Raw genomic sequence first — 14,182 nt, 5'->3', positions numbered from 1 at the left:
GAATAGTGTAGACCAAGGATCAAAGGTTCAATTACCCGCTGTACAGAGAAGAAACCCATGGGCTGAAAGGTTTCTCGCCGCGAATGAACGTTTCCCTGCCTTGCGAGCTGTAGCGGTGCGTAAGATAAACCGTTACCGGCCAGATGCCGTTATCTGAAGAAGGACCGTCCCGTATATGGTTACGGTCAAATGAAGGGTGGTACCACGACACATTCGTCCCTGACGGATGTGTCTTTTTTGCGTACATTTTACGTTCTTACAAGGAGGAAGCCACACATGCGCCAAAGCCAATTATTATTGACAACCTTACGTGAAGCACCTGCAGAGGCCGAAGTGATCAGCCATCAGCTGATGCTGCGGGCAGGATTTATCCGCCAATTGGCGGCTGGAATGTATACCTATATGCCACTGGGCAGACGGGTGCTCAGAAAAGTGGAACAAATTGTACGAGATGAGATGGATCGTGCAGGGGCTGGAGAGTTGTTAATGCCTGCATTACAGCCAACGGAGCTGTGGCAAGAATCGGGGAGATACGATGTGTACGGTCCTGAGCTGATGCGTCTGCAAGATCGGCATGATCGGGAGTTCGCATTAGGTCCTACACATGAAGAGGTCATTACGTCTTTAATACGAAATGAGGTGAATTCCTATCGGAAATTGCCAGTAACACTGTACCAAATTCAAACCAAGTTTCGGGATGAACGACGTCCTCGGTTTGGTCTGCTTCGCAGCAGAGAATTTTTGATGAAGGATGCCTATTCGTTTGATGCCAATTGGGCAGGACTAGATCACACATATTGGACGATGTTCCAGGCCTACCAACGTATTTTCACCCGCTGCAGTCTGAATTTTCGCGCAGTCGAAGCAGATGCAGGCGCTATTGGTGGTGAGGGTGAAACTCATGAATTTATGGCACTGGCTGAGATTGGAGAGGATACCATTGTGGCATGTACCTGCTGTGATTATGCTGCCAATCTTGAAAAGGCGGAGCCACGGACGACGGGGAGCGTAGGAATATCTTCTGTCTCCAATGAAGATGAACATGACAGCCATCCTTCAATTGATACAGATAAAATGGAAAAACTGTACACTCCAGGTTTGCGAACCATAAATCAACTCGTTGAAACGCTTCACATAGAGCCGAAGGAAATCATCAAAACACTGATTTATATGGCTGACGATCAGCCGATTGCGATAGTTGTCAGAGGAGATCATGAGGTCAACGAAGTAAAAGTTAAACAAATTTTAGGTAGTGAAAAATTCGAAATAGCAAATGCAGATGCCGTCACAAAGGCGACTGGAACCCCACCCGGGTTCATAGGTCCATGCGGCTTGACAATCCCTGTGTGGGTGGATTACGCCGTTGTCCAAATGTCTAGCGGTTTTGCAGGCGCGAACGAGCAGGATTACCATTATCGGCATGTGAATCCAGGACGCGATCTAGATCTTCGCTATGTGGCAGACTTGCGCAATATTATAGAAGGGGATAGATGTCCTCGGTGTGACGAAGGGAAATTGGAACTTCATCGAGGAATTGAGATTGGACACGTATTTAAACTGGGCACCAAGTACAGTGAAAAGCTGGGTGCAACTTTTCTAGATGCGTCCGGAACTGATCAAGCGATGATTATGGGCTGTTATGGTATTGGTGTTTCCCGAATCCTGTCCGCCATTGTAGAGCAAAATCATGACCAGAACGGAATGATATGGCCGCATGCGCTTGCCCCGTTTCAGGTTCATATCATTCCGATTTCTGTGAAAGACAGGCTTCAGATGCAAATAGCTGAGGACTTATACAGCCAACTGCAGGATCGCGGTGTGGAGGTGTTGCTAGATGATCGTGAGGAACGCCCAGGGGTTAAATTTAAAGATTCGGATTTAGTAGGTATTCCTGTGCGTATCGTCGTTGGTAAAGATGCTGAACACGGAAAAGTAGAGTTCGTAGAGCGAAGAAGCAGCCACAAAGAGTCAATTCATATCCATGATGTAGAGAGACGGATACTGAACCTCATCCAACACTAAGCATCTGTATCCCGCAGAACATGACCTTCTCCAAGGGTAATCTCATGAAAGTCGGCCATCTGACGTGCCTGAAAACGAATGGGCTTGTCTCGACCTATCATAATGATATTTTGGATGTCAGCAATGCCTTCCGAGGGTAGGGAGAACGTGGTAACATAGGCGAATTCTTCACGCAGCGTTGTGTGAATGGCATGGATCAGATGATCGTGTTCGCTTTTGCCTATCAAATTCATAATTAGCGAGCCTTCTGCATCCAGCTTTTCTTTGGCCATTTTGAAAAATTCCCAAGATATTAAATGCAAAGGCGTACCCTGCTCCGTGAAGGCGTCCAAAATAATATAGTCATAAGCATCCGGGCTCTCCTTCTCCAGAATGCGGCGTCCATCACCAATAACTACATTGTCCTGGTCGTATCCAAAGAATGTTCGGCTGAATTCTACCACTTGTGCGTCCAGCTCGGCAATCTTAAAGCGTTTGTCTGCAAAATGACCCGCAATCGTGCCTACACCATGTCCGATAACAAACACGTCTTCAAATGACGGGTCGTTCAGCTCCATGAGATGGATGATTGCTCTGGGATATTCGAACAGTATACGTTGCGGATAATTCAAATCCATCGCACCTTGGATGGCTGCATTGGAGAATTGCATCACGCGAAATAATCCCTTTTCACCATACAGCTCCGTGGTTTCATATACCGTGATTTCATGGTTATTGCTCAACTTTTTATGTAAGACATCCAAGTGAATAATCTCCTTCAAGTCAGACTTCCTCCTCATCTTAGACATTCATAGGATTATTGTCCATAGATGAGAGGATTGAAAGTTCACATTCTTGAAGCATCCCTAATAAGGTAGAATTGTTTATTTTTCCATAACGGAGTTGTTTGAACTTGTTCGTATGTCCTTTAGGAGATATAATATACAAGGATATAATGAAGTTCGTTGTGTATATTCATACAGGAAGAGAGCGGGATATTATGGGACGTAAGTGGAATAACATTAAAGAAAAGAAGGCATCCAAGGATGCTAATACGAGTCGTATATATGCTAAATTTGGCGTGGAAATTTATGTGGCAGCCAAACAGGGCGAGCCAGATCCTGAATCCAATCGGGTACTAAGAGTCGTGTTAGAACGTGCAAAAACGTACAATGTACCGAAAGCGATCATTGACCGTGCTATTGAAAAAGCAAAAGGTGCTGGCGATGAAAACTACGTAGAGCTTCGTTATGAAGGTTTCGGACCGAACGGCTCCATGGTCATTGTAGATGCACTGACTAATAACGTAAACCGTACAGCATCGGATGTGCGTTCTGCATTTACTAAAAATGGCGGTAGCTTGGGCGTGAGCGGATCTGTAGCCTACATGTTTGATTCCACGGCAGTTATTGGTCTGGTGGGTAAAACCGCAGATGAAGTGCTGGAGCTACTGATGGAGGCAGATGTCGAGGTTCGTGACATCATTGAAGAAGATGAAGCCGTCATCGTATATGCAGAGCCTGATCAATTCCATGCTGTTCAGGAAGCTTTCAAGCAGGCAGGAGTAACGGAGTTTACTGTGGCTGAGCTCACCATGCTTGCCCAAAATGATATTACTCTTCCGGAAGATGCACAGGTTCAATTTGATAAATTGATTGATGCATTAGAGGATTTGGAAGATGTTCAGCAGGTGTACCACAACGTAGACTCTGAGGAATAATCGGATTGCATCATTTACATCTGAGCGTTTGGATAAAATAAACATCCCTAAACCATCGTATTTCAGTACGATGGTTTTTTTGTGAATAAAATGATATAAAATCAATTTCATTTTCTTGACTGATCAGTCTGTAAAAATTATAATCATAGTCAAGGAGGTGAACATGAGGTTTGGGAAGAGCTAAAGAATTTGATACTGAAAGTGTTCTGCGAAAAGCTATGGCTGTATTTGGAGAACATGGCTATGAGGGAACTTCTTTGACAATTTTACTGGATCAGCTGGGTATAGCGCGGCAGAGTCTTTATGATACCTACGGAACGAAATATGATTTATTTTTTTCGGCTATTCAGCTTTATATACGTGACAAAACTGAAGCCGTAGTTCATCTGCTCAGTCAACCTGGGAGCATTAAGGATGCAATAGCGACGATTTTTAATGAATCTGTTAGAGTGTTGACGGATAAGAGACTGTCCAAGGAATGCTTTATTATGAACAGTGCTATTGAACAGGCTCCGCATCATCATGAGATCAAAGCTTTTATTTCTGAAAATACTGAAAAGCTTGAACTTGCTTTTTACAACGCCCTAGTCCGCGCCCAAAAAGAGGGGGAGATTCATGCTACAGAATCTGAGCTATTGTCAATCGCCAGATTTCTAAATCATGCCCGACTATCGTTGACATTTACCGCCAAGACAGGCGCCAGCACTGAGGTGCTTAGAGATATTGTACGTACGACGCTGTCGGTTTTGGATTGATCTTTATGAACGCTTAATAGCGTTTATTTTTTGAACATTCCAGACCGATTAGTCAAATTTTTTTTTGAGTATTATAGACTATTCAGTCTAGAATGATTATGTTTATTTTCGCGTCTTGAATTCACTTTTTAAACAGAAATTAAAATAAATATGCGAGGTGTCTACCATGAATATCAATCCGAATACTGACGATGTAAAACAGCAAGCACAAGCAGTCATGCATAAATTTACGAGCAACCTGTTAGAAGAAAATATGGAGCAATGGATTTCATTATTTGATGATAACGCTGTTTTCGAGTTCCCTTATGCACCTAAACATTTTGTACAAGTGCTTCAGGGTAAAGCAGCAATTTACGAGTATATTAAGGAGTTTCCTAGTATACTTCGGATTCAGCATTTCTCTTCACCAACTATCCATACGACAACGGACCCGAGTTTATTCGTGGCCGAATTCGCCTCTGAGGCGCAGGCTGTGAGCACAGGTAAACCGTATAATCAAACCTACATTTCTGTTATTAAGCTGAAGAACGGAAAAATTACTCACTACAAAGATTATTGGAACCCTTTAGTAGCTCTAGAAGCTCTAGAATCGTGAATGAAAAAGTCAAGTCTCATAGGGATATAGAGATCTAGGCGAAAATAAAAATTAAAATAGGAGTTGAATTTCATGAAAGACAGAAATATAGCGTTGATTACAGGAGCAAACGGCAAAACAGGCAGCCGTGTAGCTGCCAGACTTATGCAACTTCAGTATCCGGTACGTTTGGCAGGGCGTACTAAACCTGGCAATTCGGAAGGGGCTGATTATGTATTTTTTGATTGGTATGATGAATCAACACATGCACAGGCGCTGATGAATGTAGGTAAAATTTATTTGGTAGTACCTGTGCTGGACGTCAATCCCGCCAAAGTGATGATTCCTTTTATTGAAAAAGCCTTGAGTGCCGGAGTGCAAAGATTTGTGCTGTTAGGGAGCGCATCTGTGCCTGAGGACGGACCAGTATTTGGACCTGTGCATCAAGCACTTCGTAGATTAGCTCCAGAGTGGGCTGTACTGCAGCCATCCTACTTTATGGAGAATTTCACAGAAGGCCAGCATGTGGGCACGATCAAAAACAACAAGGCCATTTATAGTGCAACCCGAAACGGGAGAATAGGCTTCGTAAGTGCAGATGACATTGCAGAAGTGGGAGTGAGGGCTCTTATTGACGATAAACCACACAACACGGCTCATGTCATCACTGGACCTCAATCACTAACATATGACGAAGTGGCTGAACTGATCGGGAAATCAACAGTCCAACCGATCCAGCATATCTCGTTGTCTGATGAAGAGTTGAAAGCGGGCATGGTTCACGCTGGAATGCCTGAGGAATATGCAGATATGCTGGCAGGATTAGATAGAAGGATACGTGAAAATGGAAGTGAAGACCAAGTGACCGATACCGTTAAGCTTGTCACTGGGCGCTGTCCGGTCTCATTTGAGCAGTTTGTTCTGAGCCACGGAAACAGCTGGAAGACATCATGACAAAGTGTTTCCTTTATTTCTTTTTAGGGTCATAAGAGTAACCAGGATACTTGACGACGGGCCATTTGACCTTTCGTAAATTAGAGATCACATCAGCGCCAACCTGTAAATTACTTTGAATCAGTTCTTTAGGCGTAAGAGCCATCCATTGATTTAAGGACACATCTGCAAAACGGTCACTTTTAAACATCTCAAGAAACCATAGTGTGCTAGAACCTGTATTTTGAATGTAATGACCGTAAGCAAAGGGCACATATCCAACATCCCCGGCTCTGAAATCAAATGTACGAGCTGCACCATTACCGCCAAAGACAGTCATCCGTCCTTGCCCGGCAAGATAGTATTGCCATTCGTCATTATTGGGGTGCCAATGCATTTCTCGCATGGCTCCAGGCTCAATCTCAACAAGGGCAGCTGCAATGGTTTTGGAAATCGGAAAATTGGAGGAGTCAACGATCCGTACGCTTCCGCCTGGTGTTTTGATCGGGGGCTGAGCTAGTAACTCATGCTTAAAGGATTGGGGCAACGTCCCGTAGGGAGAAGGAACCGCTTGACTTTGAATTGAACCGGGAACGGAGTCCTGATAGATGTACACTTGGTCTTGAGGAATCTCTGCAAAATCGGCTTCTGGAATCCCGAAATTTGCAGAGAGCACCTCTTTAGGTGTGTGTGCGAACCAATCCGAGATGGATAAGGTGTTCAGATCGGAGAAACTGCCATCGTCGAAAACCAGCAAAAATTCACAGCCTTCTTCAAGGCCCTGTATAGAATGCGGGATGCCAGGTGGAAAGTACCAGAGATCGCCAGGGCCTACATCAGCAATAAAATTACGTCCATCTTGGTCAACTGCCGTAATGCGAGCACTACCTAACAGCATATAAGACCATTCTGCCTGCTGATGCCAGTGAAGTTCGCGGACACCGCCCGGTGTCAAACTCATATTCACGCCGGCAAGAGTTGTGGCAATGGGTAATTCCCTTACTGTAACTTCTCTTGACCATCCACCATGATTAAGCTGCATATGGGCGTCTGAAAAAGAAAACCTCATATTCGGTAGGAGACCATTGTCCGTTACGGGAGGAACCAGCATATCTGGATTTTGTAAATCCCTCATCACATCACGTGGACCCTTGTCAATCCCCCCTGCGCCATCACTTCTTATGGGCTGGGGGATTCCGACTTTTTTCGAGCAATCATTATGCATTATTTGATCTTCCTCTCCAAGTTGAAGCATGATGAAGCATAGGATTAAGAGAAAATACGCATAAAGATTTTATGAGGACGTGATGAGTTTTATGCCGTGTGCGTTAGATCTGTAAACTGTGCTTGAATGATTTGGGCTAAATCATGCGGACTCAGCTCCACTTGGGTTCCAATTTTCCCAGCGCTTACGACGATCGTTTCCAGCTCAACTGCAGGCTGGTCGATATAAGTGGGATAGATCTTTTTCATCCCTATGGGAGAGCAGCCGCCGCGAATATATCCCGTATGTTTTTGCAGATCCTTAACTGGAAGCATTTCAATTTTCTTCTCTCCCGCAGATTTGGCAGCCTTTTTGAGATCGAGCTCTTTATGTACAGGAATGACAAAAACAAACAGATTTTGTTTGCTATGTGCAACCAAAGTTTTAAAAACAGATTCCGGTGCTCTTTGAATCTTTTCGGCTACGTTCATACCGTCTATTTTTCCATCTTGATGGTCATAACTCAAAATATTGTAGTGGATGTGTTGCCCGTCCAATATACGCATAGCGTTTGTTTTACTGATACTCATTTTAATTCTTCTTTTCTTAGCGTTTTTCCAAGTGATCTACATAATCTTTTGCATCCTTAAGAGAAAGATTTCTAGCGGTTCTTAACTCTTTTATGGCTTTAATCTTATTTCCTTCCCTGAGTAGTAGAAGCAGCCTTTCATTGATTTCTTCGGAAGCTTCTGCGTGTTGGATATGTGGAGCAGGAGGAGCGATTGTATTTGACATCGAGGTTCCCGTTAGTCCTGAACGATTCTCAAGACGCTCCACATCGGATTTCAAGTCATTAAGCCGAGATTGAAGGCGATAGACCTTGAACAAAAGTATGACGGAGAGGATCAATGCAATGATTGCTACAAATTCGCTAGTTGACAATAGAATCTCCCTTTTCTTGTTAGTTTTATCACTAAATTTTTGTCTCTTAAACATAGTATATCATGATGATTGACTAATCGAATTGAGAATCATATTCTTTGCGTACGGGGAGGGCAAATTGACTTATTACAGACCGAGCGTTATATTACAGCTTATTATTAAGCTTTTTATAATCACTTCAAAAGGGGTGTATTCAAATACAACCAGTTTCCAATAATACGATTCGGGTCAAACACATTAATGTAGAGCTAGTTAAAAACACACTGAAATCCAAGGAATATGCAACCAAGTCGTCTATAGCCAGTATTACAGGACTTAGTGTGGCAACCTGCGGAAATATTCTAAATGAGCTTCTTCAAACCGGAGAAGTATTAGAGATGGAATTGGAAGAATCGAACGGTGGGCGTCCGGCTAGACGTTACAAATATAACGCTGATTATTCCTATATTATTTGTTTAACTGTGAAAACGGAAGGCGGAGTAGATTCTCTTACTTATGCTGTTGCCAATATGCTTGGCGATATTATTGCAGAGAACACATCCGTTGTGCCTCATATTGATTATGAAGTAATAGATCACCAAATTGAAGAGCTGATTAACAACTACGAAAACGTTAAAGCGATTGGTATTGGCATCCCGGGGGTTGTTCATCAAGGGGTTATTGATGTCTGCGATCTTGATCTGCTGATAGGAGTCCCTGTAGGACCACGCCTTCAAGATAAATACGGGGTAGAAGTCACCATTGAAAATGATATGCATCTGACCGTCTATGGATTTTATAACATGCAAAATTATGATGAGGACAAAACCTTCGCTATTGTTACGTTTCCCAAGGATAATTTTCCGGGAGCGGGTTTTATTGTCGATGGACATTTGTTAAAAGGAAATACCAAATTTGCCGGGGAAGTTTCCTTTTTACCCTTTGGCATAACGAGAGAGGAACAGCTTAAACAGTTAAATAGCACACAGGAATTTGTTTTTTTGGCGATCAAAACGATAACATCCATTATTGCGATTATAGACCCTGTATCGATCGCTTTGACAGGAGAGTTATCTAAGCCAGCACTGTTGGATGATATTTATAACGGCTGTCTTAAAGATGTACCCAAAGAACATATGCCTGAGATTTTTATAAAAAACGATACGCACGATGAATACATGTATGGGTTGATTTCAGTTACCCTTGAAAGCTTGACCTACAATTTACAATTGGTGGAAAAAAGAAAATAGAGGCCTTCCACTTTGAAGAATAGCTCACCCAGTTACAATTGGTAATTAACGGATAGATGGGTGGGGACGTTGTTATAAATAGGGAAGTATGTATTGGAGATAATACGATTATAGACTCTGCAAGTTTTTAAAATAATACTTGACATGAAACGCGTTACAAACCTTAAGATTCAATTAGAAGTACTTTATAAACATTAGCGTAGAGGTAACGTGTTTATGTCCTAGTTAATGAAAAAACATCAGCAAAGGCGGAGAAAATATGAGTACACAGTTTCCAAAAGATTTCCTGTGGGGTGGAGCAGTTGCTGCTAATCAGCTCGAAGGCGCTTATCAAGAAGACGGAAAAGGCTGGTCCATTCAAGATGTAACTCCTCGTGGTGGTTGGGGACCGGTGACGGATGTACCAACAGAAGATAATATGAAGTTGATCGGTATTGATTTTTACCATCATTATAAAGAAGATATCAAACTTTTTGCGGAAATGGGCTTTAAAGTGTTCCGTACTTCCATTGCTTGGTCACGTATTTTCCCTAAAGGTGATGAGCTGGAGCCTAATGAAAAAGGACTGCAATTTTATGATGATTTGTTTGATGAACTTCATAAATATGGTATTGAGCCACTCGTTACATTATCTCACTATGAAACACCTTTACATTTGTCCAGAGAATACGATGGTTGGGTGAACCGTAAGCTTGTTGATTTCTATGAGCGCTATGCAACAACTGTATTTAATCGCTACAAAGATAAAGTTAAATACTGGTTGACGTTCAATGAAATCAACTCCATTCTTGAAGCACCATTCATGAGTGGCGGGATTAGCACACCAAAAGATCAACTTAGTGAACAAGACCTTTATCAAGCTATTCACCATGAGCTGGTAGCGAGTGCAAGAGCAGTAAAAATCGGTCATCAGATTAACCCTGATTTCAAAATTGGTTGTATGGTACTGAGTATGCCTACTTATCCGCTGACACCTAATCCAGACGATGTGATTGCAGCAATGGAATTTGATCACAGAAACATGGCATTTGCCGATATTCATGCAAGAGGTCAGTATCCAGGTTACATGAAACGTTTCTTCAAAGAAAACGGAATCTCTATTCATTTTGAGCCAGGTGATGCTGAAGATCTGAAGCATACGGTTGATTTTATCTCGTTCAGTTATTATATGAGTACTTGTGAGACGGCTGACGAAACCAAAAAAGTCAAAGGTGAAGGTAACATCCTCGGTGGGGTTAGCAATCCGCATCTCGAGGCAAGTGAGTGGGGCTGGCAAATTGATCCGCAAGGTCTGCGCTATGTGCTGAATACATTTTATGATCGCTTCCAAAAACCACTGTTCATCGTTGAAAATGGTCTGGGCGCTGTGGACGAGCTTATCACCAATGAAAAAGGTGAAAAAACGGTTGAAGATGACTACCGAATCAACTATCTGAATGATCATTTGGTTCAAGTTGGGGAAGCGATTGAAGATGGAGTAGAGGTTCTGGGCTATACATCTTGGGGCTGTATTGATCTTGTCAGCGCGTCGACTGCTCAGCTTAAAAAACGTTATGGCTACATTTACGTAGATCGTCATGATGATGGCAGCGGTACACTTGAAAGATATCGAAAGAAATCGTTCCACTGGTACAAAGAAGTTATTGCTACGAACGGTGAAAGCTTGAAGCGTTAATTTATAATAAACCAGTAATTAAGTTATAAAAACAGAATGATGTTTTTACGTGGCGACCGCTTCTGCTTTATTATGGGGGAAGCGGTCGCCAAATTTTTTCATAAGCGTCATTTACGACAAGTATCTAGCTACATAAACGGAGTGTGCTATGACAGAAAAAGAAAAATCACAATTAGGGCTCCTATACAATGCTAATTATGATGAAGAATTGATTGAGGAACGTTTATACGCCAAAGGTCTCTGCTACGAGTACAATCAGCTCCATCCTAGAAATATGGAAGAACGAGAAGCACTCATCAAAACTTTATTAGGAAAGACAACCGACAGATTCTTGATTGAGCAACCTTTTGTGTGTGACTATGGGTAAAGAAACATTTTTGCACAGATTTGTTCAGGGAATAGTGTAATAATGAACGTAAGAGGAACATTTCTAAATTACAGTGGTCTATTCAGAAAGGAAGGAAAAACTATGAAATTAATGTTTATATCAGATATTCACGGTTCGCTGTACTGGTTGCAATTAGCACTGGAAAAATTCAAGGAGGAGAAAGCTGACCGTATTGTCTTGCTTGGAGATTATATGTACCATGGACCGCGTAATCCGTTACCGGAAGGATATAACCCGGCGGAAGTGGCTGCTATGCTGAACCAATACAAATCCCACATTGCAGTGTCGGTGCGCGGGAATTGCGATGCAGAAGTGGATCAGATGTTGCTAGAGTTTCCAATGATGGGTGATTATGCTTTGCTGTATCATGAAGGACGGCGAATCTATGTCACGCACGGACATGGTTTTAGTATCGGAAATTTGCCGCCACTGGAAGCAGGGGATGTGTTCATTCAGGGACACACTCATATTCCGGTAGCAGATGTGGAAAATGGGGTCTTTGTACTGAACCCTGGTTCGATCGCATTGCCAAAAGAAAACTACCCATCCTCTTATGGTGTGCTGGAGGGAGCACAATTTACTGTGAAGGATTTTGATGGCAGTACAGTAAAAACAATCACCTTTTCAAAGTGATTCCCCCTAAATTTCCATGTGAATTATTAAAACTTTTCCGCTTCGATTGAGACAAAGATCATATTATTGTATGATAGGAGCGGAGTCTACATTTTGAAAAGAAAGAGAGCTTCAATACATGCAAATTAAGGATTCACATTATAAGATGCCGCCTGAATGGGCGCCACATGAACGTACGTATATTTCCTGGCCTGTACAATCTTCAATGGTTTACCCGGAGATGCATGCCGAGGTAAGTAAGGGTTATGCCGAAATTATAAGTGCCATGGCGGAATTTGAACCAGTTACCGTAGTCGTAAATCCAGATGATCTGGAGAGCGTTAAAGCGCTTGAACTTGGGGAACGGGTAGAACTGCTGCCGATAGAGCATAGCGATGCGTGGTTGCGTGACAACGGTCCAACTTTTCTGACAGACGAACATGGTCAGTTGGCAGGTGTAAACTGGAAGTTTAATGCCTGGGGCGGCAAATATGCTCCATGGGATCTGGATGACCAGGTTGCGCCGCAAATTCTGGACCAACTTGGAGTTCCACGGTTAGATGCACCGCTAGTAATGGAAGGCGGTTCACTGCACGTAGACGGCGAAGGCACCCTAATTACAACCGAAGAGTGCTTGCTTAATCCCAATCGCAATCCGGAACTAAGCAGAGAAGACATTGAACGGTACGTATGCGAATATACAGGTGCCGAGAAAATTATATGGCTAAAACGTGGACTCAGTGGCGACGAAACGGATGGTCATGTGGACAATATTGCTTGCTTTGCTGCTCCTGGCAAGGTCATTATGCAAGTATGTGATGATCCTGAGGATGAAAATTACGAAATCACGCAGGAAAATCTGCGCATCTTAGAGCAAGCAACGGATGCCAAAGGTCGTAAGCTGGAAGTGATTCAGATCGGCCAACCTCCGCGTGTGGATTATGAAGACAGCCGACTGACACTGAGCTATATTAACTTCTACTTTGTGAATGGCGGCATTATTTTGCCAGTGTTTGGCGGAACTGCCGCTGAGAGCGATCTTGCAGCCCAGCAAGTACTAGCAAAAGTATTTCCGAATCGCAAGATCCGCACTGTAGATGGTATGGCAGTTATCCGTGAAGGCGGTAACGTACACTGTACAACCCAGCAGATGCCTGCTGTAAAGCGTTAAACGATACAACATTCATAAGGAGGACTAAGGTGAGAAAAGTAAAAGTGGCAGCAACTCAAATGAGCTGTTCTACCAATATTGAAGAAAATATCAGCAAAGCAGAGAAACTGGTACGTGAAGCGGCAGCCCAAGGCGCGCAAATTATTTTGCTGCAGGAATTGTTCGAAACTCCGTACTTCTGCCAGAAGGAAAAGTCTGACTATTATGTATATGCAACTGAGCTGGAGCACAACAAAGCGGTTAATCATTTCAAGAAGATTGCCAAAGAATTGCAGGTTGTGCTGCCAATCAGCTTTTACGAAAAGAAAAACTATGCTCGTTACAACAGTCTTGCTGTCATTGATGCAGACGGTGAAGTGTTGGGTAAATACCGTAAAAGCCACATTCCGGACGGTCCTGGGTATGAGGAAAAGTTTTATTTTAATCCGGGCGATACTGGGTTTAAAGTGTGGAATACACGTTATGCCAAAATTGGGGTAGGCGTATGCTGGGATCAATGGTATCCCGAGGCGGCCCGCTGTATGGCGCTTATGGGCGCAGAGATTTTGTTCTATCCGACAGCGATTGGTTCTGAGCCACAGGATTCTTCCATTGACTCCAAGGACCACTGGCAGACCTGCATGCTAGGTCATGCAGCTTCCAATCTGATTCCAGTCATTGCTTCCAACCGCATCGGAATGGAAACAGATGAAGAATCCAGTATCAATTTCTACGGCTCATCATTTATCGCCGGACCTCAGGGGAACAAAATCACAGAAGCGAGTCGTACTGATGAAGAAGTGCTTACTGCTGAATTTGATCTGGACGAGCTCGAAGTAGGGCGGATCGAATGGGGCATTTTCCGTGACCGTCGTCCCGAACTATACAAAATGATTGCTACCTATGATGGTGATCTAAAAGTATAATCTGTATACAGATAGGTATATTTCCCTTGCCGTCAAGCCGTGATGTTTCTTTTCTGAACTCACATGGCTTTTC

The 14,182-nt window shown here is 43.1% G+C and carries 15 protein-coding genes; 11 read left to right on the top strand and 4 right to left on the bottom strand.

Going from position 1 to position 14,182, the window contains the following annotated elements; all coding sequences use genetic code 11:
* The first annotated feature begins 276 nt into the window (after positions 1–276).
* The gene (locus C0638_RS21545) at positions 277–2,022 is read left to right on the top strand and encodes a proline--tRNA ligase (protein ID WP_058711084.1); all 1,746 of its coding nucleotides are present in this window, start codon (positions 277–279) and stop codon (positions 2,020–2,022) included.
* On the opposite strand, the gene C0638_RS21540 is transcribed toward C0638_RS21545, so the two are convergent.
* On the bottom strand, positions 2,019–2,783 hold the full coding sequence (locus C0638_RS21540; protein ID WP_082689634.1) for a spermidine synthase: 765 nt from the start codon (positions 2,781–2,783) through the stop codon (positions 2,019–2,021). The genes C0638_RS21545 and C0638_RS21540 overlap by 4 nt on opposite strands.
* 218 nt (positions 2,784–3,001) lie before the next feature.
* Between C0638_RS21540 and C0638_RS21535 the strand changes: the two genes are divergently transcribed.
* The 4 genes from C0638_RS21535 to C0638_RS21520 all read left to right on the top strand — a co-directional run bounded on the left by C0638_RS21535 (position 3,002) and on the right by C0638_RS21520 (position 6,004).
* Positions 3,002–3,721 (top strand): YebC/PmpR family DNA-binding transcriptional regulator, encoded by a 720-nt coding sequence (locus tag C0638_RS21535; RefSeq protein WP_014599726.1) that lies wholly within the window; start codon positions 3,002–3,004, stop codon positions 3,719–3,721.
* A 170-nt stretch (positions 3,722–3,891) separates the two neighbouring features.
* Positions 3,892–4,476, top strand: coding sequence for a TetR/AcrR family transcriptional regulator (locus tag C0638_RS21530; RefSeq protein WP_013371033.1), 585 nt, complete (start codon positions 3,892–3,894; stop codon positions 4,474–4,476).
* Between the two features lie 166 nt (positions 4,477–4,642).
* Positions 4,643–5,071, top strand: a complete 429-nt coding sequence (locus C0638_RS21525; protein WP_058711085.1) for a nuclear transport factor 2 family protein — start codon at positions 4,643–4,645, stop codon at positions 5,069–5,071.
* 72 nt (positions 5,072–5,143) lie between these two features.
* On the top strand, positions 5,144–6,004 hold the full coding sequence (locus C0638_RS21520; RefSeq protein ID WP_013371035.1) for an NmrA family NAD(P)-binding protein: 861 nt from the start codon (positions 5,144–5,146) through the stop codon (positions 6,002–6,004).
* A 13-nt stretch (positions 6,005–6,017) separates the two neighbouring features.
* On the opposite strand, the gene C0638_RS21515 is transcribed toward C0638_RS21520, so the two are convergent.
* The 3 genes from C0638_RS21515 to C0638_RS21505 all read right to left on the bottom strand — a co-directional run bounded on the left by C0638_RS21515 (position 6,018) and on the right by C0638_RS21505 (position 8,129).
* On the bottom strand, positions 6,018–7,208 hold the full coding sequence (locus tag C0638_RS21515) for an oxalate decarboxylase family bicupin (protein WP_058711086.1): 1,191 nt from the start codon (positions 7,206–7,208) through the stop codon (positions 6,018–6,020).
* An 89-nt stretch (positions 7,209–7,297) separates the two neighbouring features.
* Positions 7,298–7,777: a Cys-tRNA(Pro) deacylase gene (ybaK, locus tag C0638_RS21510; protein WP_025677847.1), complete on the bottom strand. Its 480-nt coding sequence runs from the start codon at positions 7,775–7,777 to the stop codon at positions 7,298–7,300.
* Between the two features lie 16 nt (positions 7,778–7,793).
* Positions 7,794–8,129 (bottom strand): ribosomal protein L7/L12, encoded by a 336-nt coding sequence (locus C0638_RS21505; RefSeq protein ID WP_058711087.1) that lies wholly within the window; start codon positions 8,127–8,129, stop codon positions 7,794–7,796.
* Positions 8,130–8,449: 320 nt separating this feature from the next.
* Between C0638_RS21505 and C0638_RS21500 the strand changes: the two genes are divergently transcribed.
* The 6 genes from C0638_RS21500 (at position 8,450) to aguB (ending at position 14,109) form a co-directional block, all read left to right on the top strand.
* A complete protein-coding gene (locus C0638_RS21500; protein ID WP_082689635.1) occupies positions 8,450–9,358 on the top strand; it encodes an ROK family protein in 909 nt (302 codons plus the stop codon).
* A gap of 259 nt (positions 9,359–9,617) precedes the next feature.
* Positions 9,618–11,033 carry a glycoside hydrolase family 1 protein gene (locus C0638_RS21495; protein ID WP_058711089.1) on the top strand — a complete coding sequence of 472 codons (1,416 nt, stop codon included), beginning with the start codon at positions 9,618–9,620 and terminating at the stop codon, positions 11,031–11,033.
* A 148-nt stretch (positions 11,034–11,181) separates the two neighbouring features.
* Positions 11,182–11,400 (top strand): maltose acetyltransferase domain-containing protein, encoded by a 219-nt coding sequence (locus C0638_RS21490; protein ID WP_233902249.1) that lies wholly within the window; start codon positions 11,182–11,184, stop codon positions 11,398–11,400.
* A 102-nt stretch (positions 11,401–11,502) separates the two neighbouring features.
* On the top strand, positions 11,503–12,054 hold the full coding sequence (yfcE, locus tag C0638_RS21485; protein ID WP_025677844.1) for a phosphodiesterase: 552 nt from the start codon (positions 11,503–11,505) through the stop codon (positions 12,052–12,054).
* Between the two features lie 118 nt (positions 12,055–12,172).
* On the top strand, positions 12,173–13,204 hold the full coding sequence (locus C0638_RS21480; RefSeq protein WP_058711090.1) for an agmatine deiminase family protein: 1,032 nt from the start codon (positions 12,173–12,175) through the stop codon (positions 13,202–13,204).
* Between the two features lie 29 nt (positions 13,205–13,233).
* On the top strand, positions 13,234–14,109 hold the full coding sequence (gene aguB, locus C0638_RS21475) for an N-carbamoylputrescine amidase (protein ID WP_013371044.1): 876 nt from the start codon (positions 13,234–13,236) through the stop codon (positions 14,107–14,109).
* The last annotated feature ends 73 nt before the right edge of the window (positions 14,110–14,182 follow it).

The organism is Paenibacillus sp. lzh-N1, from assembly GCF_002872435.1.
GTDB classification, from domain to species: domain Bacteria; phylum Bacillota; class Bacilli; order Paenibacillales; family Paenibacillaceae; genus Paenibacillus; species Paenibacillus polymyxa_C.
Note: the sequence above shows the minus strand (reverse complement) of the source record. Positions and strands in the feature narration are given on the sequence as shown.

Coding starts and splice junctions, on each gene's coding strand:
- C0638_RS21545 (WP_058711084.1), top strand. CDS start 277: ATGCGCCAAAGCCAATTATTATTGACAACCTTACGTGAAGCACCTGCA.
- C0638_RS21535 (WP_014599726.1), top strand. CDS start 3,002: ATGGGACGTAAGTGGAATAACATTAAAGAAAAGAAGGCATCCAAGGAT.
- C0638_RS21525 (WP_058711085.1), top strand. CDS start 4,643: ATGAATATCAATCCGAATACTGACGATGTAAAACAGCAAGCACAAGCA.
- C0638_RS21520 (WP_013371035.1), top strand. CDS start 5,144: ATGAAAGACAGAAATATAGCGTTGATTACAGGAGCAAACGGCAAAACA.
- C0638_RS21515 (WP_058711086.1), bottom strand. CDS start 7,208: ATGCATAATGATTGCTCGAAAAAAGTCGGAATCCCCCAGCCCATAAGA.
- ybaK (WP_025677847.1), bottom strand. CDS start 7,777: ATGAGTATCAGTAAAACAAACGCTATGCGTATATTGGACGGGCAACAC.
- C0638_RS21495 (WP_058711089.1), top strand. CDS start 9,618: ATGAGTACACAGTTTCCAAAAGATTTCCTGTGGGGTGGAGCAGTTGCT.
- C0638_RS21490 (WP_233902249.1), top strand. CDS start 11,182: ATGACAGAAAAAGAAAAATCACAATTAGGGCTCCTATACAATGCTAAT.
- yfcE (WP_025677844.1), top strand. CDS start 11,503: ATGAAATTAATGTTTATATCAGATATTCACGGTTCGCTGTACTGGTTG.
- C0638_RS21480 (WP_058711090.1), top strand. CDS start 12,173: ATGCAAATTAAGGATTCACATTATAAGATGCCGCCTGAATGGGCGCCA.